This window comes from Burkholderia sp. Bp9004, assembly GCF_003858025.1.
Taxonomy (GTDB): domain Bacteria; phylum Pseudomonadota; class Gammaproteobacteria; order Burkholderiales; family Burkholderiaceae; genus Burkholderia; species Burkholderia diffusa.
The window spans coordinates 253415-275248 of the sequence record NZ_QTQD01000002.1 but is presented as its reverse complement, the minus strand read 5'-3'; the positions used below and the strand labels follow the sequence as shown (position 1 = coordinate 275248).

18 protein-coding genes are annotated in these 21834 nt (G+C 67.1%); 11 read left to right on the top strand and 7 right to left on the bottom strand.

Going from position 1 to position 21834, the window contains the following annotated elements:
• Window positions 1–49: 49 nt before the first annotated feature.
• Window positions 50–253 (top strand): cold-shock protein, encoded by a 204-nt coding sequence (locus tag DIE08_RS03475; protein WP_004196460.1) that lies wholly within the window; start codon window positions 50–52, stop codon window positions 251–253.
• Window positions 254–432: 179 nt separating this feature from the next.
• Here the strand turns inward: DIE08_RS03475 and DIE08_RS03470 are convergent, their stop codons facing one another.
• Window positions 433–2031: a multicopper oxidase family protein gene (locus tag DIE08_RS03470; RefSeq protein WP_124901014.1), complete on the bottom strand. Its 1599-nt coding sequence runs from the start codon at window positions 2029–2031 to the stop codon at window positions 433–435.
• 702 nt (window positions 2032–2733) lie between these two features.
• Between DIE08_RS03470 and DIE08_RS03465 the strand changes: the two genes are divergently transcribed.
• Complete coding sequence (locus DIE08_RS03465) at window positions 2734–2958, top strand: hypothetical protein (protein WP_006490888.1); 225 nt, start codon at window positions 2734–2736, stop codon at window positions 2956–2958.
• Window positions 2959–3075: 117 nt separating this feature from the next.
• On the opposite strand, the gene DIE08_RS03460 is transcribed toward DIE08_RS03465, so the two are convergent.
• Both DIE08_RS03460 and icd read right to left on the bottom strand, forming a co-directional pair.
• Window positions 3076–5304 (bottom strand): NADP-dependent isocitrate dehydrogenase, encoded by a 2229-nt coding sequence (locus tag DIE08_RS03460; RefSeq protein ID WP_124901013.1) that lies wholly within the window; start codon window positions 5302–5304, stop codon window positions 3076–3078.
• Between the two features lie 280 nt (window positions 5305–5584).
• A complete protein-coding gene (gene icd / locus DIE08_RS03455; RefSeq protein ID WP_044845581.1) occupies window positions 5585–6841 on the bottom strand; it encodes an NADP-dependent isocitrate dehydrogenase in 1257 nt (418 codons plus the stop codon).
• 274 nt (window positions 6842–7115) lie between these two features.
• On the opposite strand from icd, the gene DIE08_RS03450 reads away from it, so the two are divergent.
• From DIE08_RS03450 to DIE08_RS03430, 5 genes are all read left to right on the top strand, one after another.
• The gene (locus DIE08_RS03450; RefSeq protein ID WP_059527744.1) at window positions 7116–7694 is read left to right on the top strand and encodes a pseudouridine synthase; all 579 of its coding nucleotides are present in this window, start codon (window positions 7116–7118) and stop codon (window positions 7692–7694) included.
• A 281-nt stretch (window positions 7695–7975) separates the two neighbouring features.
• Complete coding sequence (locus DIE08_RS03445) at window positions 7976–8188, top strand: hypothetical protein (RefSeq protein WP_072465376.1); 213 nt, start codon at window positions 7976–7978, stop codon at window positions 8186–8188.
• A 160-nt stretch (window positions 8189–8348) separates the two neighbouring features.
• On the top strand, window positions 8349–8849 hold the full coding sequence (locus DIE08_RS03440) for a DUF192 domain-containing protein (protein WP_059465624.1): 501 nt from the start codon (window positions 8349–8351) through the stop codon (window positions 8847–8849).
• A 227-nt stretch (window positions 8850–9076) separates the two neighbouring features.
• The gene (gene fusA, locus DIE08_RS03435) at window positions 9077–11188 is read left to right on the top strand and encodes an elongation factor G (RefSeq protein ID WP_124621530.1); all 2112 of its coding nucleotides are present in this window, start codon (window positions 9077–9079) and stop codon (window positions 11186–11188) included.
• A 182-nt stretch (window positions 11189–11370) separates the two neighbouring features.
• Window positions 11371–12381 (top strand): HoxN/HupN/NixA family nickel/cobalt transporter, encoded by a 1011-nt coding sequence (locus DIE08_RS03430; protein WP_124901012.1) that lies wholly within the window; start codon window positions 11371–11373, stop codon window positions 12379–12381.
• Window positions 12382–13352: 971 nt separating this feature from the next.
• Here DIE08_RS03430 and DIE08_RS36660 read toward each other — a convergent pair.
• Both DIE08_RS36660 and DIE08_RS03420 read right to left on the bottom strand, forming a co-directional pair.
• A complete protein-coding gene (locus DIE08_RS36660; protein WP_185715826.1) occupies window positions 13353–13844 on the bottom strand; it encodes a hypothetical protein in 492 nt (163 codons plus the stop codon).
• A gap of 35 nt (window positions 13845–13879) precedes the next feature.
• Complete coding sequence (locus DIE08_RS03420) at window positions 13880–14725, bottom strand: aldo/keto reductase (RefSeq protein ID WP_124901011.1); 846 nt, start codon at window positions 14723–14725, stop codon at window positions 13880–13882.
• A 168-nt stretch (window positions 14726–14893) separates the two neighbouring features.
• Here DIE08_RS03420 and DIE08_RS03415 point away from each other — a divergent pair, with 168 nt between their 5' ends.
• A complete protein-coding gene (locus tag DIE08_RS03415) occupies window positions 14894–15640 on the top strand; it encodes a GntR family transcriptional regulator (RefSeq protein WP_059528318.1) in 747 nt (248 codons plus the stop codon).
• A gap of 21 nt (window positions 15641–15661) precedes the next feature.
• Here DIE08_RS03415 and DIE08_RS03410 read toward each other — a convergent pair whose 3' ends face one another.
• On the bottom strand, window positions 15662–17053 hold the full coding sequence (locus tag DIE08_RS03410; protein WP_124901010.1) for a CoA transferase: 1392 nt from the start codon (window positions 17051–17053) through the stop codon (window positions 15662–15664).
• Between the two features lie 139 nt (window positions 17054–17192).
• Here DIE08_RS03410 and DIE08_RS03405 point away from each other — a divergent pair, with 139 nt between their 5' ends.
• Entirely contained in the window at window positions 17193–18425 is a 1233-nt protein-coding gene (locus DIE08_RS03405) for a citrate/2-methylcitrate synthase (RefSeq protein ID WP_124901009.1), read from the top strand.
• Here the strand turns inward: DIE08_RS03405 and DIE08_RS03400 are convergent.
• Window positions 18398–18721: a DUF2917 domain-containing protein gene (locus tag DIE08_RS03400; protein WP_124901008.1), complete on the bottom strand. Its 324-nt coding sequence runs from the start codon at window positions 18719–18721 to the stop codon at window positions 18398–18400. The genes DIE08_RS03405 and DIE08_RS03400 overlap by 28 nt on opposite strands.
• Window positions 18722–18921: 200 nt before the next feature.
• Between DIE08_RS03400 and mdtD the strand changes: the two genes are divergently transcribed.
• Together mdtD and DIE08_RS03385 are read left to right on the top strand one after the other, a co-directional pair.
• Window positions 18922–20361, top strand: coding sequence for a multidrug transporter subunit MdtD (gene mdtD / locus DIE08_RS03390; protein WP_059608008.1), 1440 nt, complete (start codon window positions 18922–18924; stop codon window positions 20359–20361).
• Between the two features lie 183 nt (window positions 20362–20544).
• A complete protein-coding gene (locus tag DIE08_RS03385; protein ID WP_059608007.1) occupies window positions 20545–21819 on the top strand; it encodes an EAL domain-containing protein in 1275 nt (424 codons plus the stop codon).
• Window positions 21820–21834: the final 15 nt, after the last annotated feature.

Here is a 21834-nt window from a genome sequence, read left to right as displayed (position 1 = left end):
GCGTGCTCGTGGTAAGTAGCAGCGACTGTGTGACAGGGGAAGTAGGAAAATGGCAACTGGTATCGTTAAGTGGTTCAACGACGCGAAGGGCTTCGGTTTCATCACTCCCGACGAGGGCGGTGAAGATCTGTTTGCGCACTTCTCGGCCATCAACATGCAGGGCTTCAAGACCCTGAAGGAAGGCCAGAAGGTGAGCTTCGAGGTCGTTCAAGGGCCGAAGGGCAAGCAAGCGTCGAACATCCAGGCCGCGTAAAGGCACCGGATATCAGACGAAGAAACCCGGCATTGCGCCGGGTTTCTTTTTTTTCAGACCAGCCACGCGTTAATTCGATTGGCAGGCCTTTTCGTTCAATCCCGATAATTGAACATGCATTGTCCTGTTTCACGCGCAAATCGAATGCCGACATACGCGTGAAACATATTCAATACTCGTTACACGACCTTCAGCGTGCCCATCATGCCGAGATCCTCGTGTTCGAGAATATGGCAGTGAAGCATGCGCTCGCCGGGCATGTCCTGCATGACGAGTATCGTCACGGTCTCGCCGCTGCGCACGTTCACGGTGTCGCGCCACGCGCGGAACGGTTCGCTCGTGCGCGTGCCGCCCGATGCGCGCTCGATCACCTGGAATTGCGTGCCGTGCAAATGGAACGGGTGATCCATGTCGGTGGCGTTGCGAATCGCCCAGCGTTCGACGTCGCCTCTGCGGCTCGTCAGCGTCGCACGGTGCGGCGCGTAGGTCGCGCCGTTGATCGTGAAGCGCATCCCGGCCGGGCGACCATGCGCCGGGCTGTTCATCATCGCGTCCATGTCCATCTCTTCGCCGAACGCGACTTCCTTGTGCGCGACCGGTTCGCCGAGGGCGGGCACCGCGCGCAGCGTGGCCGGCAGCGCACGGGCGGCGGCCGGTGCGAACGTGACGTCGGCGAGCGGCAGCGCCGGATCGGGCGGCAGGCTGCCGTGGCCGCCGTCGTGCGACATCGCCATCTTGCGGCGGTCGTATTCGGCCGCCTGCAGCACCGCGTGTGACGCGCGATCGCCGGCGCGCACCAGCAGTTCCGCACGCTCGCCCGGCGCGAGCAGCAGCGACGTCACGCGGCGCGGCGCATCGAACAGCCCGCCGTCGGTGCCGACCTGCTCGAACGCGCGGCCGTCGTCGAACGCAATGCGCAGGTAGCGCGCACTGCACGCGTTCCACACGCGCCAGCGCTCGTCGCCCGCGACGTCGATCCGCGGCCGGCGCGCACCGTTGACCAGCACGAACTGGCCTTCGCGGCCGTTCATCCAGTCCATCATGTCGTTCGGCGGAATCGTGCCGTCGCGCGCGAGCTTCAGGTCGGACACGAACAGATTGCGCTCGGGCCAGCCGGCGAGCGGATCGTCGGCGGCACGCACGACGAACGGGCCGGCCAGCCCGCGGAACACCTGCTCGGCGGTCATCATGTGCGGATGCGGGTGATACCAGTATGTGCCGGCGCTCCCCTTCGGCAGCGTGAAGCGATACACGCGCGACGCACCCGGCGCGACGGGATCGGACGGGTTGCCGTCCTGGTCGGGCGGCACCGGCAGGCCGTGCCAGTGGATCGTCGACGGCTGCGGCAGCTTGTTCACGAAGCGGATTTCGATCGTGTCGCCCTCGCGCACGTCGATCAGCGGGCCGACCACCGGCCCCTGCGTGCCCGCGCCGAACTGCCAGAACGTCGTCGGACGCGCACCGTGCAGCATCGGACGCGCGACCGGCTGGGCGACCAGCGTCGCGCGGAAAGTGCCCGGCTCGCGGCTTTCGTTCGCAAGCGTGCGCAGCGGCGCGAGCGGCGCGCCGGCCGGCAGCGCATCGGCCGCCGCGAGCGCAGCCGGCGCCGGTTTCGCGTGTTGCGCGTGGTCTGCCATCCCTGACATGCCCGGCATGTCGTCCATCTGATCCATGCCTGCCATGCCCGCATGGTTGGCATGCTGCGCCCAGGCGGTGCGCGCAAACAGCGATGCCGCCGCGACACCGATGGCGTGCGACAGGAAGGTTCTCCGTATCATCAATCGTTCCTCGTTATTCATGCTGCGTCGCGCCGCCGTCGCGACACTCGCGCCGGCGGGCACGGAGAAGCGCTCGTGCGCGACGCGAATCCTGATGCCCGCGTCATCATAACCGCAGCCCCCCGGCTGAGGCACGGCAGCAGCGGACGAGCGTCGATACAACGCAGGGCGGGCGGCCGGTCGGACGAATGGACCGGCTTGCGATCATCGAGCGTTTTCGATCGTCGCCGGGTGCTGCTGCACCTCGCCGCATTCATCGCAATTGGAGCAGACCGCCAGCCTTCGCCGATCGCTTTCGCCACGCCCGGTCGAGACAGTTCGCCCCTGCCGCTCATCCCGCGATCGGCATGCCGCGGGGCACCCACGCATGAACCCGCCAATTTTTCACGATGCGGAACAAGTCCCTGCGTTATAAAAATTCGTGGTGCATGGCACAAATTCGCTGTTTCGCGATGCCAAAAAACGTTCCGCGATACAAAACGCGTGCAATAAGCCTATGTTTTTACGAGAGATTTTTTGTTTCGAGAAAGCGCTCTACGCGCACCATCGGGCGCCGCCCCGGACGTAGACTTTGTTCCATGCACTGACGCTTCGCCACGACGGTCGATATGGACCCCGGCGCAAGCAGCCAGTCGGGCCACAGCCGGACGAGCCGGCGGGCGGCACATCAGAATCGCTTGTGATCAGAAAGGGAGAACGGAAATGAAGGGATTTCGCTTTGGTTCAGCGCTCGGGTCGTTCTATATCCTGCCGGGTAACGGCGGCTGGGAAGCGACGTTCGGCAACGCCCTGCTCGGCGCGTTCTCGTGCCCGGAAGTGGCGGCCGACCACATCTCCCGCGGCGACTGCGAGCAATTGTCCGAACTGGATACGGCCACGCTCGAAGTGCCGCACGAAATCGCCGAGTGGGAAATCGTTCACGTCTGAATGGCACGCCGGCAACGAAAAACGCCCCGGGTGACCGGGGCGTTTTCATGTTCGGCGGAACGGCGAGCCGCATCGGCCGCTGCCGTTGCCGTGGCGCGCGCGGGAGCGCGGCCTGCGTCAGGCGACTGCGTCGACGATGCCGTTCAGCGTTGCGCTCGGGCGCATCGCCCGGCTCGTCAGCTCGACGTTCGGACGGTAGTAGCCGCCGATCGCCTGCGCGGTGCCCTGCGCGGCCGACAGTTCTTCCAGGATGCGCGCTTCGCTGTCGGACAGCGACTTCGCGACGCCTTCGAACTGCGCCTTCAGCGCGGCATCCTCGGTCTGCTCGGCCAGCGCCTGCGCCCAGTAAAGGCACAGATAGAAGTGGCTGCCGCGATTGTCGAGCCCGCCGACCTTGCGCGCCGGCGACTTGTTCTCGTCCAGGAACTTGCCGGTCGCCTGGTCGAGCGTCTTCGCGAGCACGAGCGCCTTCGGGTTCTGGTACGCGTTGCCGAGGTGTTCGAGCGACGCGGCCAGTGCGAGGAATTCGCCGAGCGAATCCCAGCGCAGGAAGCCTTCCTCGACGAACTGCTGCACGTGCTTCGGTGCCGAGCCGCCCGCGCCCGTTTCGAACATCCCGCCGCCGGCCATCAGCGGCACGATGGACAGCATCTTCGCGCTGGTGCCGAGTTCCATGATCGGGAACAGGTCGGTCAGGTAGTCGCGCAGCACGTTGCCCGTGACCGAAATCGTGTCCTTGCCCGCGCGGATGCGCTCGAGCGAGAAGCGAGTGGCGTCTTCCGGCGTCATGATGCGGATGTCGAGGCCGCTCGTGTCGTGATCCTTCAGGTAGCGTTCGACCTTCGCGATGATCTGCGCGTCGTGCGCACGTGCCGGATCGAGCCAGAACACGGCCGGCACGCCGGTCGCGCGGGCGCGGTTCACCGCGAGCTTGACCCAGTCCTGCACCGGAGCGTCCTTCGTCTGGCACATGCGCCAGATGTCGCCCGACTCGACCGCGTGCTCGAGCAGCACGTTGCCGGCTTCGTCCGTGACGCGCACGACGCCGTCTGCCGGGATCTGGAACGTCTTGTCATGCGAACCGTATTCCTCGGCCGCCTGCGCCATCAGGCCGACGTTCGGCACGCTGCCCATCGTGACCGGGTCGAATGCGCCGTGCTGCTTGCAGTCCTCGATCACGGCCTGATAGACACCCGCGTAGCAGCGGTCCGGAATCACGGCCTTCGCGTCGTACAGTTCGCCGTCCGGGCCCCACATGCAGCCCGACTCGCGGATCATCGCCGGCATCGATGCGTCGACGATCACGTCGCTCGGCACGTGCAGGTTCGTGATGCCCTTGTCCGAGTTGACCATCGCGAGGCGCGGACGCACTGCGTATTCGGCCTTGACGTCGGCTTCGATCGCTTCGCGCGTGTCGGCCGGCAGGTCCTTCAGGCGCGCGTACAGGTCGCCGATGCCGTTGTTCGGGTTGAAGCCGACCTGCGCCAGCACCTCCGCGTGCTTCGCGAGCGCGTCGCGGTAGAACACCGACACGAAGTGACCGAACAGGACCGGGTCCGAGACCTTCATCATGGTCGCCTTCAGGTGCACCGAAAACAGCACATCCTGCGCCTTCGCGTCCGCGATCTGCGCTTCGATGAAGCTGCGCAGCGCCTTGCGGCTCATCACCGATGCATCGATGACTTCACCGGCCTTCACGGCCGTCTTTTCCTTCAGCACCTTCTTCACGCCGTCGGCCGTCGTGAGTTCGATCTTCACGCTGCCGGCATCGGCGATCAGCGCCGACTTCTCGCTGCCGTAGAAGTCGCCTTCGCTCATGTGCGCGACGTGCGCCTTCGACGTGGCCTTCCATGCGCCCATCTTGTGCGGGTGCTTGCGTGCGTAGTTCTTTACCGACAGCGGCGCGCGACGGTCGGAGTTGCCTTCGCGCAGCACCGGGTTCACCGCGCTGCCCTTGATCTTGTCGTAGCGGGCCTTGACGGCCTTCTCTTCGTCGGTCGACGGCTCTTCCGGGTACGCCGGCAGCTTGTAGCCCTGCGCCTGCAGTTCGGCGATCGCGGCCTTGAGCTGCGGCACCGATGCGCTGATGTTCGGCAGCTTGATGATGTTCGCTTCCGGCTTCAGCGTGAGCTGGCCCAGTTCGGCCAGATCGTCGGAACCCTTCTGCTCCGGCGGCAGGACGTCGGCGAATGCCGCGATGATGCGGCCGGCGAGCGAGATGTCGCGCGTTTCGACGGCGACGCCCGACGAGCGCGTGAAGGCCTTGACGATCGGCAGCAGCGAATAGGTCGCGAGCGCCGGCGCTTCGTCGGTGAGGGTGTAGATGATCTTGGGCGAAGTGGACATGGTCGATGCGTTGCTACGTGAAAATTTGGGACTGAGGGGCGCCGACGGTAATCGGCGGGGAGCGACCGGGTCGATCGCGAAAGGGGCGTGCCGGCTAGCCGGGCGGTGGTGTTGCGAGGGCCGTCATGTTCTACCTTGCAGGGCATGCGGGCCGCATCGCGGCGCCGCGGCCCGCATGCCGGACCGCCCTGCCAACAAACCTGCCGTTCATGAAACGCCCCGGCGCCGGCAGTAGGCGCCGGGGCTGCCGGCGGTCCGCCGGCCTGCCCCGGAAGGGGACTTACATGTTCTCGATCAGCACTTCGCCGAAGCCGGAGCACGACACCTGCGTCGCGCCTTCCATCAGGCGCGCGAAGTCGTACGTGACGCGCTTCTGCAGGATCGACTTCTCCATCGCGGCGATGATCGTGTCGGCCGCTTCCGTCCAGCCGAGGTGGCGCAGCATCATTTCCGCCGACAGGATCTCGGAACCGGGGTTCACGTAATCCTTGCCCGCGTACTTCGGTGCCGTGCCGTGGGTCGCCTCGAACATCGCGACCGAATCAGACAGGTTCGCGCCCGGCGCGATCCCGATGCCGCCGACCTGAGCGGCCAGCGCGTCGGAGATGTAGTCGCCGTTCAGGTTCAGCGTCGCGATCACGTCGTATTCGGCCGGACGCAGCAGGATCTGCTGCAGGAACGCGTCGGCGATCGAATCCTTGATGACGATCTCGTTGCCCGTCTTCGGATTCTTCACGCGCATCCACGGGCCGCCGTCGATCAGCTCGCCGCCGAACTCCTTCTGCGCGAGCGCATAGCCGGCGTCACGGAACAGGCCTTCCGTGAACTTCATGATGTTGCCCTTGTGCACCAGCGTGACCGACTTGCGATCGTTGTCGATCGCGTACTGGATCGCCTTGCGCACGAGACGCTCGGTGCCTTCGGTCGACACGGGCTTGACGCCGATCCCGGAGGTTTCCGGGAAGCGGATCTTCTTCACGCCCATTTCTTCCTGCAGGAACTTGATGACCTTCTTCGCCTGCTCGGAGCCCGCGGCCCATTCGATGCCCGCGTAGATGTCTTCCGAGTTCTCGCGGAAGATCACCATGTCGATCTTTTGCGGCTCGCGCACCGGCGACGGCACGCCCTTGAAATACTGGACCGGGCGCAGGCACACGTAGAGGTCGAGCTCCTGGCGCAGCGCGACGTTCAGCGAACGGATGCCGCCGCCGACCGGGGTCGTCAGCGGCCCCTTGATCGACACCACGTATTCCTTCAGCACCTGCAGCGTTTCGTCCGGCAGCCACACGTCCGGACCGTACACCTTCGTCGCCTTCTCGCCCGCGAAGATCTCCATCCAGTGGATCTTGCGCTTGCCCTTGTAGGCATGCGCGACCGCCGCATCGACGACCTTGATCATCACCGGCGTGATATCGAAGCCCGTACCGTCGCCTTCGATATAGGGAATGATCGGCTGATCGGAAACATTGAGCGAGAAGTCCTTGTTGACGGTGATCTTGTCACCGCCCTCCGGAACCTTGATGTGCTGATACGGCATGATCGACTCCAGTGACGTGGCTGAGCAGGTGATGCTGGTCGAAACTGCGCGCGCGGCGAGGTGGCCCTGCCACCCTCGTGACGGCAACAGCGAGCGCTATTCTAGCGCCCCAACCGGGGCCGGCGGCACGAAGCGCGACGCTGCGTATCAAGTCTTCCCTTATGTCTTATATAAGACAGAGGACTTGCCGTTCCGTATTATGCATTAAGATTCCGCCATTTGCCATAGACCGCCCGTCCCGCTTCCGCTGCGGCACGCCGGGCGGACGCCCGCCATGACCCTGATCGCCCTCAACAAGCCGTTCGGCACGATTTGCCAGTTTTCCGCGCACGAGACGCGGCCGTCGCTCGGCGACTGGGTAAAAGCACCCGGCGTCTACCCGGCCGGCCGGCTCGACGCGGACAGCGAGGGCCTGCTGCTGCTCACCGACGACGGCGCGCTGCAGGCGCGCATCGCCGAACCACGCCACAAGCTCGTCAAGCGCTACTGGGCGCAGGTCGACGGTGCGCCGGGCCCGGCCGACCTGAAGGCGCTCGCGCGCGGCGTCGATCTCGGCGACTACGTGACGCGCCCGTGCCGCGCAGAATTCATCGAACCGCCGGACACGCTGTGGCCGCGCAATCCGCCGATCCGCTATCGCGCCGCGATCCCGACCACGTGGATCGAACTTGCGATCACCGAAGGCAAGAACCGGCAGGTGCGGCGGATGACTGCCGCTATCGGCTTCCCGACGTTGCGTCTCGTGCGCGTCGGCATCGGCGCGCTCGACATATTCGCGCTCGGCATTGCACCGGGCGAAACAATCGCGCTCCCACCGCGTGCCCCGTGGGACGGTTTCGCACGCGCCGAATGACACATTCCGGACGCGCGAATTTTTCGTCATCTTTTTCGTCAACCGCCTGCGAAGATCGCGCGTTAAACCACGCAGATGCCAACCTTAGCTATCCGGCATTGGCAGCCGAACCCGTGTTTGCGTCACGAAAGCGACGTTTTTATCGAATACGATTCGGCGCCCGCAGCGCAATGAGAAATTTCTCGAAGCGTCTGTCAACCGAAAGGTGGATGGCACCGTTAGACGACATGACTCCTATTGCCGGGTCATTTGGTTAATTAACTAAAGCTGAGGAACACAACATGAACAAACTGATCGCCGCTCTGGTCGCTGGCCTCTTCGCAACGGCAGCTTTCGCACAAGCTTCGGCTCCGGAAGCTGCTTCGGCTGCTGCTCCGGCAGCTGCTTCGGCACCGGCAAAGCACGCTGCCAAGAAGCACCACGCAAAGAAGAAGCACCACGCAGCTAAGAAGGCAGCTAGCGAAGCCGAAGCACCGGCAGCTGCTTCGAACTAAGAAAGCTGGTTGTAATAACGCAGTCAAGAACACGCAGTCTTGCCGTTCTTACGGCGTTGAAAGGCAGATCACCGCGAGGCGATCTGCCTTTTTCTTTTTTGTGCCCGCCGGCGCGCTTCGCGTACCATGCGGGTCTCGTTTTCCCGATAGGAGCCCTGCTGTGCGATTCTCCCTGCGCTCGTCGCTCGGCCGCCTTGCGCGCGCCGCCGTGTTTCCCGCCGCGCTCGCCGTCCTCGCGCTCGGCATGCAGACCGCCCACGCGCAGATGCCGCCCGGCGCCAAGCAGCCGAGCGAGTTCCCGCGCGCGAAGCTGCGCGCCGGCATGTACGTGATCGACGCGGCCGTCGCCGCGAACGACGCCGACCGCGAACAGGGGCTGATGTACCGGTCGCAGCTCGCACCGAACGAAGGCATGCTGTTCGTGTTCAACGAGAATGCCGTGCACTGCTTCTGGATGAAGAACACGCTGATCCCGCTGTCGATCGCGTTCATCCGCGCGGACGGCACGATCACCGACATCGACGAGATGAAGGCCGAGACGACCGACAACCACTGCCCGCGCAACAACGGCGTCTACGCGCTCGAAATGAGCAAGGGCTGGTTCGCGGCGAAGGGCATCAAGCCGGGCATGAAGCTCGAAGGCCTGCCCAAGGCCCAGTAACGGCCATTGCTGCGGCGCCGCCGCACGTCGACCGAAGCCGGCCGCCCATCATTCGTTGTTGGGCGCCGGTTTTTTTTCGCCGGCCGCTGGCGACGCGCGCCTTGATTCGGCCAACGCTGCCCGCATCTGCAAAAGCCTCGGACAAGCGCTATGCTTTAAATCTCGCTTGTTTCAGCCCGGGCCGGTGCAGCCGGCCCGCTTACGATCCGAACCACCAGGAGGTTCACGTGCCCCGCAAAACCCCCATCGAGCGCTATCGCAATATCGGGATCAGCGCTCACATCGATGCCGGCAAGACCACGACGACCGAGCGCATCCTGTTTTACACCGGCGTGAGCCACAAGATCGGTGAAGTGCACGACGGCGCGGCCACGATGGACTGGATGGAGCAGGAGCAGGAACGCGGCATCACGATCACGTCGGCCGCGACCACGGCCTTCTGGAAGGGCATGGCCGGCAACTATCCGGAGCACCGGATCAACATCATCGACACCCCCGGGCACGTCGACTTCACGATCGAGGTCGAGCGCTCGATGCGCGTGCTCGACGGTGCGTGCATGGTCTACGACTCGGTCGGCGGCGTGCAGCCGCAATCCGAAACCGTGTGGCGCCAGGCGAACAAGTACAAGGTGCCGCGCATCGCGTTCGTCAACAAGATGGACCGCGTCGGCGCGGACTTCTTCCGCGTGCAGCGCCAGATCGGCGAGCGCCTGAAGGGCGTCGCCGTGCCGATCCAGATTCCGATCGGCGCGGAAGATCATTTCCAGGGTGTCGTCGATCTCGTGAAGATGAAGGCGATCGTATGGGACGACGAAAGCCAGGGCGTGAAGTTCACGTACGAGGAGATCCCGGCGAATCTCGTCGAGCTTGCGCACGAATGGCGCGAGAAGATGGTCGAAGCCGCCGCGGAAGCCAGCGAGGAACTGCTCGAGAAGTACCTGCACGACCATGAATCGCTGACCGAGGACGAGATCAAGGCCGCGCTGCGCCAGCGCACGATCGCGAACGAGATCGTGCCGATGCTGTGCGGCAGCGCGTTCAAGAACAAGGGCGTGCAGGCGATGCTCGACGCGGTGATCGACTACCTGCCGTCGCCGGTCGACGTGCCCGCGATCCTCGGTCACGACTTCCACGATCCCGAGAAGCCGGCGGAACGTCACCCGAGCGACGACGAGCCGTTCTCGTCGCTCGCGTTCAAGATCATGACCGACCCGTTCGTTGGCCAGTTGATTTTCTTCCGTGTGTATTCGGGCGTCGTCGAATCGGGCGACACGGTGCTGAACGCAACGAAGGACAAGAAGGAGCGGCTCGGCCGGATCCTGCAGATGCACGCGAACGAGCGCAAGGAAATCAAGGAAGTGCGCGCGGGCGACATCGCGGCGGCGGTCGGCCTGAAGGAAGCGACGACGGGCGACACGCTGTGCGATCCGGCCAAGCCGATCATCCTCGAGAAGATGGAATTCCCGGAGCCGGTGATCTCGCAGGCCGTCGAGCCGAAGACGAAGGCCGACCAGGAAAAGATGGGCCTCGCGCTGAACCGACTCGCGCAGGAAGATCCGTCGTTCCGCGTGCAGACCGACGAGGAATCCGGTCAGACGATCATTTCGGGGATGGGCGAGCTGCACCTCGAAATCCTGGTCGACCGGATGAAGCGCGAGTTCGGCGTCGAGGCGACGGTCGGCAAGCCGCAGGTCGCGTATCGCGAAACGGTGCGCACGACGGCCTCCGATGTCGAAGGCAAGTTCGTCAAGCAGTCGGGCGGGCGCGGCCAGTACGGGCATGCGGTGATCACGCTGGAGCCGAACCCCGGCAAGGGCTACGAGTTCCTCGACGAGATCAAGGGCGGCGTGATTCCGCGCGAATTCATCCCGGCCGTCGACAAGGGCATCACCGAAACGCTCAAGAGCGGCGTGCTCGCGGGCTACCCGGTCGTCGACGTGAAGGTGCACCTGACGTTCGGTTCGTACCACGACGTCGACTCGAACGAAAACGCGTTCCGGATGGCCGGCTCGATGGCGTTCAAGGAAGCGATGCGCCGCGCGAAGCCGGTGCTGCTCGAGCCGATGATGGCGGTCGAGGTCGAGACGCCGGAGGACTTCATGGGCAACGTGATGGGCGACCTGTCGAGCCGGCGCGGCATCGTGCAAGGGATGGAGGACATCGCGGGCGGCGGTGGCAAGCTGGTGCGCGCCGAAGTGCCGCTCGCCGAGATGTTCGGCTATTCGACGTCGCTGCGCTCGGCGACGCAAGGTCGTGCGACGTACACGATGGAGTTCAAGCATTACGCGGAAACGCCGGCGAACGTGTCGGAAGGCGTGATCAACGCGAAAGTGAAGTAAGCGCGGGATGCGCGCCCAGCTGCGCGCAGACCTCAGGCCCGTCCGGTTCCGGACGGGCTTTTTTTATCCGTCCAGCGCAGCACGGCGGGTGGCCGACGCCCCGACACCGTTTTTGATCGGCACGCCAGGCCATTTTTGCGCATGCCACAATTCATCGCGATTCGTCCGATGGAACCACCCCGATGCCGCCCACCCCTGCCCTGCGCCGCCTGCTGATGCTGTATGCCGGCCTGATCGCCGCGAACGTCGCCGTCTGGCTGTGGGCGCTCGCGGTGTTGCACGACCGTCCGCTGCTGCTCGGCACCGCGGCGATCGCGTACGGGCTCGGGCTGCGTCATGCGGTCGACGCCGATCACATCGCCGCGATCGACGTCGCGACGCGCAAGCTCATGCAGGACGGCCAGCGTCCGGTGACGGTCGGCCTGTTCTTCTCGCTCGGCCACTCGACTATCGTGGTCGTCGCGACGCTCGGCATCGCGCTGAGCGCGTTCGCGCTGCGCGACCGCTTCGACGCATTCCGCGAAATCGGAGGCACGATCGGCACGGCGGTATCAGCAACCTTCCTGCTCGTGCTCGCGTGCATGAACCTCGTGATCCTGCGCGACGTGTGGCGGCGTTATCGCGGCGCGCCGGACGCGGCTCACGGTGCCGCGCACGCGCATCGCGCGGGCGGCCTCGTGTCGCGGCTGCTGCGCCCACTGTTCCGGTTCGTGTCGAAAAGCTGGCACATGTATCCGGTCGGCGTGCTGTTCGGCCTGGGTTTCGATACTGCAACAGAAATCGCGTTGCTCGCGATCGCTGCCGCGCAGGCAAGCCACGCGCTACCGATCCATTCGGTCATGCTGTTTCCCGCGCTGTTCGCGGCCGGCATGACGCTGATCGACTCTACCGATAACGTGCTGATGATTCATGCGTACGGCTGGGCGATGGACGACCCGCGGCGCAAGCTGCTCTATAACGCGAGCATCACGCTGCTCTCCGCGGCCGTCGCACTGGCGGTCGGCGGGATCGAGGCCGCCGGCCTGCTCGCCGACAAGCTGTCGCTGACGGGACCGGTACGCGAGGCGCTCGACGCACTCGGCGCGCGCTTCGGCGCGATCGGTTACGGCATCGTCGCGCTGTTTCTCGTCGCCTGGATCGCGTCGATCCTTTGCCATCGCTGGCCGCGTGCTGCCGACCCGACGGCGCGATAGACGTAGTCAGACGTTTCATTTCGGAAACAAAACGCTCACGACGGCGTATCACACGCTGTCGCGCGATACGTGCGCGCCTTGCGCCACGGGCACGGCCGGTCGGTGGCACGAATCTCGCAGTTAGGGATTCGCACGGCGGGCCCGCGTGCCGATTCGTGTTCCCGGCTGGCTTCTGACGCCGGTCCGACACGCATCGGCCGCCGATACGACAATGCATCGTTGCTGGTCCCCTGCATCACACGTTGATGGTCGCGCGTGACGAGGCATCGCGCGCATCGGGGAGATCAATAATGAGCAGAACGAATCAACTGTCCCGTACGGCGGGATGGTGCTATCGCACGACCCTGCTGGCCGCGGCCGCGTTTGCATGCTGCTGTTCTTACGCGATTGCCCAGGATTCGATGCCCGACGTCGCGTCCGACCCGACCGCCAGCGCAGACCCCGTCATGATGCTCGCCGACGACACGGCGTCCTGTGCCGCCAGTCCGGCTGCTTGCGCGGTCCACATATATGCCGGCCGAGGCGCTGTGGGCAGCGGCGCCGGAAGCACCTCTGGCGGTAGCAGCCCAGGTAGCAGCGGGAATGGTGGAAGCGGTGGAAGCGGCACCGTCGGGCCTGCTGGCGTCGGTGGATCGACCGGGGCGACATCCGGTGGTACGAGCGGAACAGGTCGTAGCGGCGGTGCATCAGGCAACGAGGGTAAAGGTGGTGGTACTTCGGGTGGCGGCACCTCGGGTGGCGGTACCTCCGGTGGGGGTACCTCGGGTGGCGGCACCTCGGGTGGCGGCACCTCGGGTGGCGGTACCTCGGGTGGCGGTACCTCGGGTGGCGGTACCTCGGGTGGCGGTACCTCGGGTGGCGGCACCTCGGGTGGCGGTACCTCGGGTGGCGGTACCTCGGGTGGCGGTACCTCGGGTGGTGGCACCTCAGGTGGCGGTACCTCGGGTGGCGGTACCTCAGGTGGCGGCACCTCAGGTGGCGGTACCTCGGGTGGTCATGGTGGCCACGGCGGCGGTGGCAACGGCGGTGGCAACGGCGGTGGCAATGGCGGCGGCAATGGCGGCGGCAATGGCGGCGGTAACGGCGGCGGCAACGGCGGCGGCAACGGCGGCGGCAACGGCGGTCACGGTAACGGCGGTGGCAATGGCGGCGGCAACGGCGGCGGCAACGGCGGTCACGGTAACGGCGGCGGCAACGGCGGCGGCAACGGCGGTGGCAGCGGTGGCAGCGGCGGCAGCGGTGGCAGCGGTGGCAGCGGTGGCAGCGGTGGCAACGGCGGCAACGGCGGCAGCGGTGGCAGCGGTGGCAGCGGTGGCAACGGCGGCAACGGCGGCAACGGTGGCCACGGCAATGGCGGCGGCAACGGCAATGGCAACGGGAGTGGTGGCGCCGGCAACGGCGGTGCCAACGGTGTCGGCAACGGAAACGGCAATGGCGGCAACGGTGGATCGGCCGGTGGCCATGGCCACTGACCGATGCATCGCCTGACCCGGCACGGTCAGAGCATTTCGAGCGCGCGCTTGCTGCGCGGCGGATGGAAGTAGCCGTCGAGTTGCGCGCGCTCGTCGTCGCTCAACTCGAGATCGAGCGCCGCGCGATTGTCGCGGACGTGTTCGATCCGCGACGCCTTCGGGATCGCGAATACACCCGGCCGAGAGAGCACCCAGGCAAGCGCGACGCGCATCACCGATACACCGCGTTGCCGCGCGATCTCGTCGAGCGGCGAACGCTTCGGCAGCCGCCCGTGATCGACCGGGCTGTAGGCCATCGCCGGCATCCGGTGCTTGGCGAGCCATGGCAGCAGGTCGAATTCCGGGCCGCGCCGCGCGATGTTGTAGAGGATCTGGTTGGTCGCGCACGCGCTGCCGCCCGCCTCGTCGACGAGTTCCGCCATGTCGGCCGTGTCGAAGTTGCTGACACCCCAATGGCGGATCTTGCCCGCGCGCCGCAGCGCCTCGAATCCCTCGACCGTCTCCTCGAGCGGCACCGAACCACGCCAGTGCAGCAGGTACAGGTCGAGACGGTCGGTACGCAAACGCTTGAGGCTCGCGTCGCACGCAGCGACGACGCCACGCCTGCTCGCATGATGCGGATACACCTTGCTGACAAGGAACACGCCGTCGCGCAGTCCGGTCAGCGCCTCGCCGACGAGCGCCTCGGTCGCGCCGTCTCCGTACATCTCGGCGGTGTCGACCAGCGTCATCCCGAGCGCGATACCCTCACGCAATGCGGCGATCTCGTCCGCGCGACGCGCGGGCCGCTCGCCCATTTCCCAAGTGCCCAGGCCGAGCTTCGGAATCGTCTCGCCGTCCGGCAGGACGACCGTGGCGATCGTGTCTGTCATGCGCTCCTCGCTGCGGATTGGTGGCCGCGCACCCGCGGCCGTAGCATCGAATACGACGCATCAGTGTAGTCAATCGGCGCGGCGTCCACCTGCTGCACGGCAAAAACCGGATATAACGGCGCCGCATGATGACTTAGAATGGCCGGCAATCTGATCGATACCCATTCCATGAAGGCACCCACGGACGACCGCTGGCAGGACCTGCGCCCCGACCCCGAGAACGATACGCCGCTCTACCTGCAGCTCGCCCGCAAGCTCGGCGACGCGATCCACGACAATCGCTGGGCGGCCGGCGAGGCGCTGCCGTCCGAACGCGTGCTGTCCGAAGCGCTCGGCGTGTCGCGCATCACCGCGCGCAAGGCGATCGCGCTGCTCGTCGAGCAGGGCTTGATCCGCCGCACGCAAGGCGCCGGCAACTTCATCCAGCCGCGCTACGAGGATCCGCTGTCGCGGCTGTCGAGCTTCAGCGAGATGCTCGAGCGCCGTGGCTTCAAGCCGAGCTCGCAGTGGCTCGAACGCGAGATTCAGCCGGCGAACCGGGACGAAGTCATCCAGCTCGGCCTGTCGCCGGCCGCATCGGTTACACGGCTGAAACGCCTGCGCCTCGCCGACGGCATCGTGATGGCCGTCGAGAACTCGACGTTCCCCGCCACGCTGATTCCCGATCCGCAGGCGATCGGCGGTTCGCTGTACAGCTATCTCGAAGCACGCGGCACGCCCATCGTGCGCGCGCTGCAGCATTTCCGCGCGGTCAACGCGACCGACGAGATCGCGCAGCAGATGGGCATCGCGCCGCACGACGCGCTGCTGCTGATCACGCGAATCGGCTATACGGCCGACCAGCGCGCGATCGAGCTCACCGATACCTACTGCCGCAACGACTACTACGACTTCGTCGTCGAGCTGCGCAAGTAATGCGCACGGTGCCGCCGGCGCTCATTGCCAGCGCGCTTCGTCCGTGCCGAGCGGCACGGGCGGCCGCGTGAATCGCGGCGGGGTCGTCGACAGACGTTCGGCCGGACGCACGGCATCGATCATGCCGAACGGCGAAGCGGTCCGGTCGATCCGGTCGCGCACGTCGTCGAACGTGAAATCCGGCGCATGCAGGCCGTCCGGCACCGTGCCGAACGATTGCAGCCAGCGTCCCGTCTGCGCGAGCGACAGCCGCACGTGCCAGCTCCCCCCCTCCGTTGCACGGCGCGCAAGCGCGATCATCGCGCCGAACGCCGCGAGATAACCGGTCGCATGATCGAGCGCCTGGCACGGCAGATGGCGCGGGCCGTCCGCGTGCGCGGCATGCTGCTCACGCCAGGCGATACCGCTCGCCGACTGCACGAGGCTGTCAAAGCCGCGCCGCATCGACCACGGCCCCGCATGCCCGTATGCGGACACCGACACGCACACGATGCCGGGCCGCAATTCCGCCAGCGCCTGCGGCGAGAACCCGCGCGCCGCGAGCGCGCCTGGGCGATAGGCCTGCAGGAATACATCGGCGTCGCGTGCAAGCTCGCGCAGCGTGGCAACGCCGGCCGCCTCGCGCAGGTCGATCCACGTCGAGCGCTTGCCGCGCCCGTTGTCGATCACGAGCGATGCGATGTTCGGCAGGTGCGGACCGTTGACGAGCAGCGTCTGTGCACCGTGCGATGCCAGCGTGCGGCCCGCGACCGGCCCCGCGATGATGCGCGTGAGATCGAGCACGCGCACGCCCGCGAGCGGCTGGTCGGGCTCGCCGCGGCCGATCGCCTCGACGGGCGCGTCGCCGATCCGCTCGATCTCGAACAACGGCAGCGACGCGAGCGCGCGTGCCTGGTCGTGCGACGCCCATTCGTCAGGGGTTCTGATCAATGCCGCGCACAGGCCGGCCTCGGCCAGCGCGGTATCCAGCGCCGCGCCGTCCCACGTGCGGATCGCCGCCGCAACGTCGTCACGCTGCGGGCCGCAGCCGAGCACGTCGAGAATCCCGTGCAGATGATGCGGAAAGTTCGCATGCAGCTGGATCCAGCGTCCATCGCGCGTGTCGTAGAAACCCGTTACCGGATGGCGCGGCTCGGGCGGCAGGCCGTCGTCCACGCGCAGGTAGCGTTCGCTGCGAAATGCGACGAGCGCGTCGCGCATCGACACGTCGACGCGCTGCGCCACGCCCGTGCGCAGCCGGTGGCATTCCGCCGCCGCGAGCCCGGCTGCCGCGATCGTCGCCGCGGCGAGCGTGCCGACGTGGAACGTCGACGGCAGCGTGGGGTCCTGCCCCGTCACGGCCGCGCGGGCCAGCGCGCCGGGTTCGCCGCGTGCAAGTTGCCACAAGCGGGACAATGCGAGTTCGGGTGTCATGGTGAAAGCGAGCCGTTGAGGAGACGGATTCGAGTCTAGAATTCGCGACGGGCGCGATCAATCTTGATTGCGCGAATCAATACATAACGAATAGTTGTAGCCGGGCCGCGCTCCATGCGCCCCGACAGGAGCGATCGGCATGACGTCCCTCAGCGCGCCGGAAGCCGCCGGCATCCTTGGTGTCAGCGTGAGCACCCTTTACGCGTATGTGAGCCGCGGCCTGCTGCGCTCGCTGCCGGACGGCGCGAGCAAGCGCCGCCGCTACGACGCGGACGAGGTGCGCCTGCTCGCGCGCCGCCGCGCCGATGCAAAACGCGCGGGCGGCGTCGCCGAACGCTCGCTCGACTGGGGCGTGCCCGTGCTCGAATCACGGATCACGCAGATCGCCGGCGGCCGCCTGCACTATCGCGGCGCCGATGCGATCGCGCTCGCGAACGACGCGACGCTCGAGGAAACGGCCGCACGACTGTGGGATTGTCCGCCCGCGCGGCTGGGCGCGGCATCGCTTGCGTCGACCGGTTTCGACGCCGCGCAGTGGGACGACTGGGCTCGCCGCTGGGCACATCTCGCGCCGCTCGAGCGCACGCTGGTGCTGCTCCCCGCCGCAGCCGCCTCGCTGCCGCGCCTGTGGGCGCAAGGGCGCGACGCGCAGCTCGACTCGGCCACGCTGCTGCTGCGCGTGACGACGGCCGCGCTGGCCGGCAGCGCGCCGAGCGACGCGCCCGTGCATCGGCAGCTCGCCGCAGCATGGCGGCTCCGGCGACGCGACGAAGCCGACCTGCTGCGCCGCGCCCTCGTGCTGTGCGCCGATCATGAACTGAACCCGTCGACCTTTGCGGTGCGCTGCATCGCGTCGACCGGCACCCACCTGTTCGGTGCGATCGCGGGCGGGCTCGCAGCGCTGTCGGGCCCGCGCCACGGCGGCGAGACGTTCCGCGCGGGCGCGCTGCTCGACGAAGCGGCGCGTGCCGCCGACCTCGACCGCTACCTCGCGCTGCGCGTCGCGCACGACGAACGGGCGGACGGTGCGCGCACCGCGCTGTCCGGTTTCGCGCACCCGCTCTATCCCGACGGCGATCCGCGCGCCCGCGCGTTGCTCGACGCGCTGCACGCGATGCTGCCCGACCGGACGCCGCTACGCATGGCCCGTGGGCTCGCCGCGCGCGTCGAGGCGGCGACCGGCCTGCGACCGGCGATCGATTTCGCGCTCGCGGTGCTGGAACGCTCGCTTGCGCTACCCGAGGGCGCCGCGTTCACGCTGTTCGCGGCCGGCCGCACCGCGGGCTGGATCGCACACGCGCTCGAACAATATGCGGACGGCAAGCTGATCCGGCCCCGCGCGCGCTACGTCGGCAGCGACGCGGCTGCCTGACCACGGCCGCCGCGCCATGCGGCGAACCGTCGCCACGCGATCGGCGCGGCCTGCAGGTCCGGCGCCGCCTTCGGGCCGAACGCGAACACCGCACCGCCCGCCGCCGCGCTGATCCATACGCGCATGCCGGGCAGCAGCGCCAGCGTCTCGCCGGCGCGCAGCCAGTGATCGTCGGACCGGCCCTCGATCGTCACCCACAGGTCGCCGTCCGCGACCTGCAGCGCGGTGCGATCGACGATGCGCCACCGCCCGGCCGGCTCGTTGCCGTCCATCTCGTAGAGTCGCAGTTCTCGCATGGCCGCCTCCGGGTCGCGTGGGTTCGAGGACACCAGTATTTCGGACAGCGTCGCCCCCCGGACAGATACGCCCGCAGACACTTTCGGCTGAACTGTACCGGTCGGCTGACGGACGGGCGTCCGGCGCACCCGCGCCGATCCTGCGCGGCACGGCGGCTTTGCCTACAATGGCGGCTGTCCCGCGCCACTGGTCCGCCCCCATGTTCCAACGCCCGCCCGCCGCCGCTCCCGGCGAAAAGAACCTCACCGTGATGCTCTGGCTCGTTGCGACGGGCTTCTTCATGCAGACGCTCGATGCGACGATCGTCAACACGGCCCTGCCGTCGATGGCCGCGAGCCTCGGCGAATCGCCGTTGCGGATGCAGTCGGTCGTGATCGCATACTCGCTGACGATGGCGGTGATGATCCCTGTCTCGGGCTGGCTCGCCGACACGTTCGGCACGCGGCGCGTGTTCTTCAGCGCAATCCTGGTGTTCTCGCTCGGGTCGTTGCTGTGCGCGAACGCGCATACGCTGTCGCAGCTCGTCGTGTTCCGCGTCGTGCAGGGGGTGGGCGGCGCGATGCTGTTGCCGGTCGGGCGGCTCGCGGTGCTGCGCACGTTCCCGGCCGAGCGCTACCTGGCCGCGCTGTCGTTCGTCGCGGTCCCCGGGCTGATCGGTCCGCTGATCGGGCCGACGCTTGGCGGCTGGCTCGTGAAGATCGCGTCGTGGCACTGGATCTTCCTGATCAACGTGCCGGTCGGCATCGCCGGCTGCGTCGCGACCTTCTACTCGATGCCCGACTCGCGCAACCCGGCCGTCGGCCGCTTCGACCTGAAGGGCTATCTGCTGCTGACGATCGGGATGGTCGCGATCTCGCTGTCGCTCGACGGGCTCGCCGATCTCGGCATGCAGCACGCGGCCGTGCTCGTGCTGCTGATCCTGAGCCTTGCGTGCTTCGTCGCGTACGGGCTGTACGCGGTGCGCGCGCCGCAGCCGATCTTCTCGCTCGAACTGTTCAAGATCCACACGTTCAGCGTGGGCCTGCTCGGCAACCTGTTCGCGCGGATCGGCAGCGGCGCGATGCCGTACCTGATTCCGCTGCTGCTGCAGGTGAGTCTCGGTTATTCGGCATTCGAGGCCGGGCTGATGATGTTGCCGGTCGCGGCGGCCGGGATGTTCTCGAAGCGGATCATCACGCGTCTGATCACGCAGCACGGCTACCGCAAGGTACTGCTCGCGAATACGATCATGGTCGGCGTGATGATGGCAAGCTTCGCGCTGATGCGCGACTCGGTGCCCGTCTGGGTGAAGGTCATCCATCTCGCGCTGTTCGGCGGTTTCAACTCGATGCAGTTCACCGCGATGAACACGCTGACGCTGAAGGACCTCGGCACCGGCGGCGCGAGCAGCGGCAACAGCCTGTTCTCGCTCGTGCAAATGCTGTCGATGAGCCTCGGCGTCACGGTCGCGGGCGCACTGTTGGCCACCTTCACCGGGATGCTGCGCACGGTGACGCCGAGCAACACGCTGCCCGCGTTCCATGCGACCTTCGTCTGCGTCGGGATCATCACGGCCGCGTCCGCGTGGATCTTCGCGCAGCTCGCGCCCGAGATCCGCGGCCGCGCGCAGCACAAGACCGATCCGTCCGAGCGCGCGTGACGCACCGCGCGCGCCGTGCCGGGAAACCCCACGACGGCGCGCCGCGCACCATGTCGGTGCAGCATGGCTGCGCCGCGCGGCACCCGGCGACCGCGACGGGGCGTGGCACGGGGCCCGATGCCGTGCATGCTTCTTGCTGGCCTATTCTCTAGGTAAACTGGCAGTCTTCCTTCGGCCGACATCATGAGCATGATCGACATCGATCCACCCGGCTTTCAGCCGCCCCGCCCCGTCGCCGGCGACGACGGGAAGCGGCGCACCGTGCTGTACGGTGCGTACACCGTGTTTAGCGTGTTCCAGCCCGTTTTCTCGGTGTCGCACCGCCGCGCGATCGGTTACCACGCGTCGCTGCGCGCGCACGACGAGGACAGCCGCCAGGTCGCGTCGCACGAGGTGTTCACACAGGCGGCGCGGCGCGGCGACCTGCTCGAGCTCGGCCGGCTCGCCGAATCGCTGCATCTCGGCAACTTCCACGCGTTCGACAGTCACGACGAATGGCTCTTCCTGAGCCTGCATCCGGCCGCGCTGATGGACACCGTCTACGGCGACGCGCTGCTCGCGAACCTGAAGGCGCTCGGCCTGCCGCCGCATCGCGTGGTGCTCGAAGTGCCCGAGCAGGCCGGCGGCGAGACGCCGCGCTATGCGGCGATCGTCGACGGCCTGCGCAAGGCCGGCTTCCTGATCGCGCTCGGCGGCTTCGGTGCGAAACATTCGAACATCGACCGCGTGTGGCACCTGCATCCCGACATTGTCACGCTCGACCGCGGGATCCTCGCGCAGGCGAGCGAACACTCGCATCTCGAGCGCGTGCTGCCGGGGCTCGTGTCGCTGCTGCACGAATCCGGCCAGCTCGTGCTGATGGGCGGGCTCTCGACCGAGCGCGACGCGCTGATCGCGCTCGAATGTGACGTCGATTTCGTGCAAGGGCAATACTTCGCGGGGCCGAGCGTCGACCCCGTGCAACCGCAGGCCGCCGCGGGCTGCATGGATACGCTGTCGGCCGCGTTGCGGCTGCGCGTCGCGCAACGCGAGCGCACGCAGGCCGAACGCCTCGCGCCGTATGTCGCCGCGCTGGAGGAGGCGAGCCAGAAGCTCGTCGCGGGCGAACCGCTGATCGACGCCGCCGGCGCCGTGCTCGGGTTGCCGGAAACCGCGCGCTGCTTCCTGCTCGATGCATCGGGCCGCCAGATCGGCGACAACGTGCTCGCGCGCGGCAGCGTGTCGCAGCGGGCCAAACGCTTCCGGCCGCTGCTGCATTCGGAAGGCGCGAGCTGGGAGCGCCGCCCCTACTTCATCCATGCGATGCGCGCGCCGGGCCGCGTGCATCTGACGCCGCCGTACCTGTCGATCAACGAAGCGCACCTGTGCGTGACCGCATCGATCGCCGCGCCGGCCGCGACCGGCATGCAGGTGCTGTGCGTCGACATCAACTGGGAAGCGGCGCTCAACCGCGACTGAGTTCGCGCGCCGCGC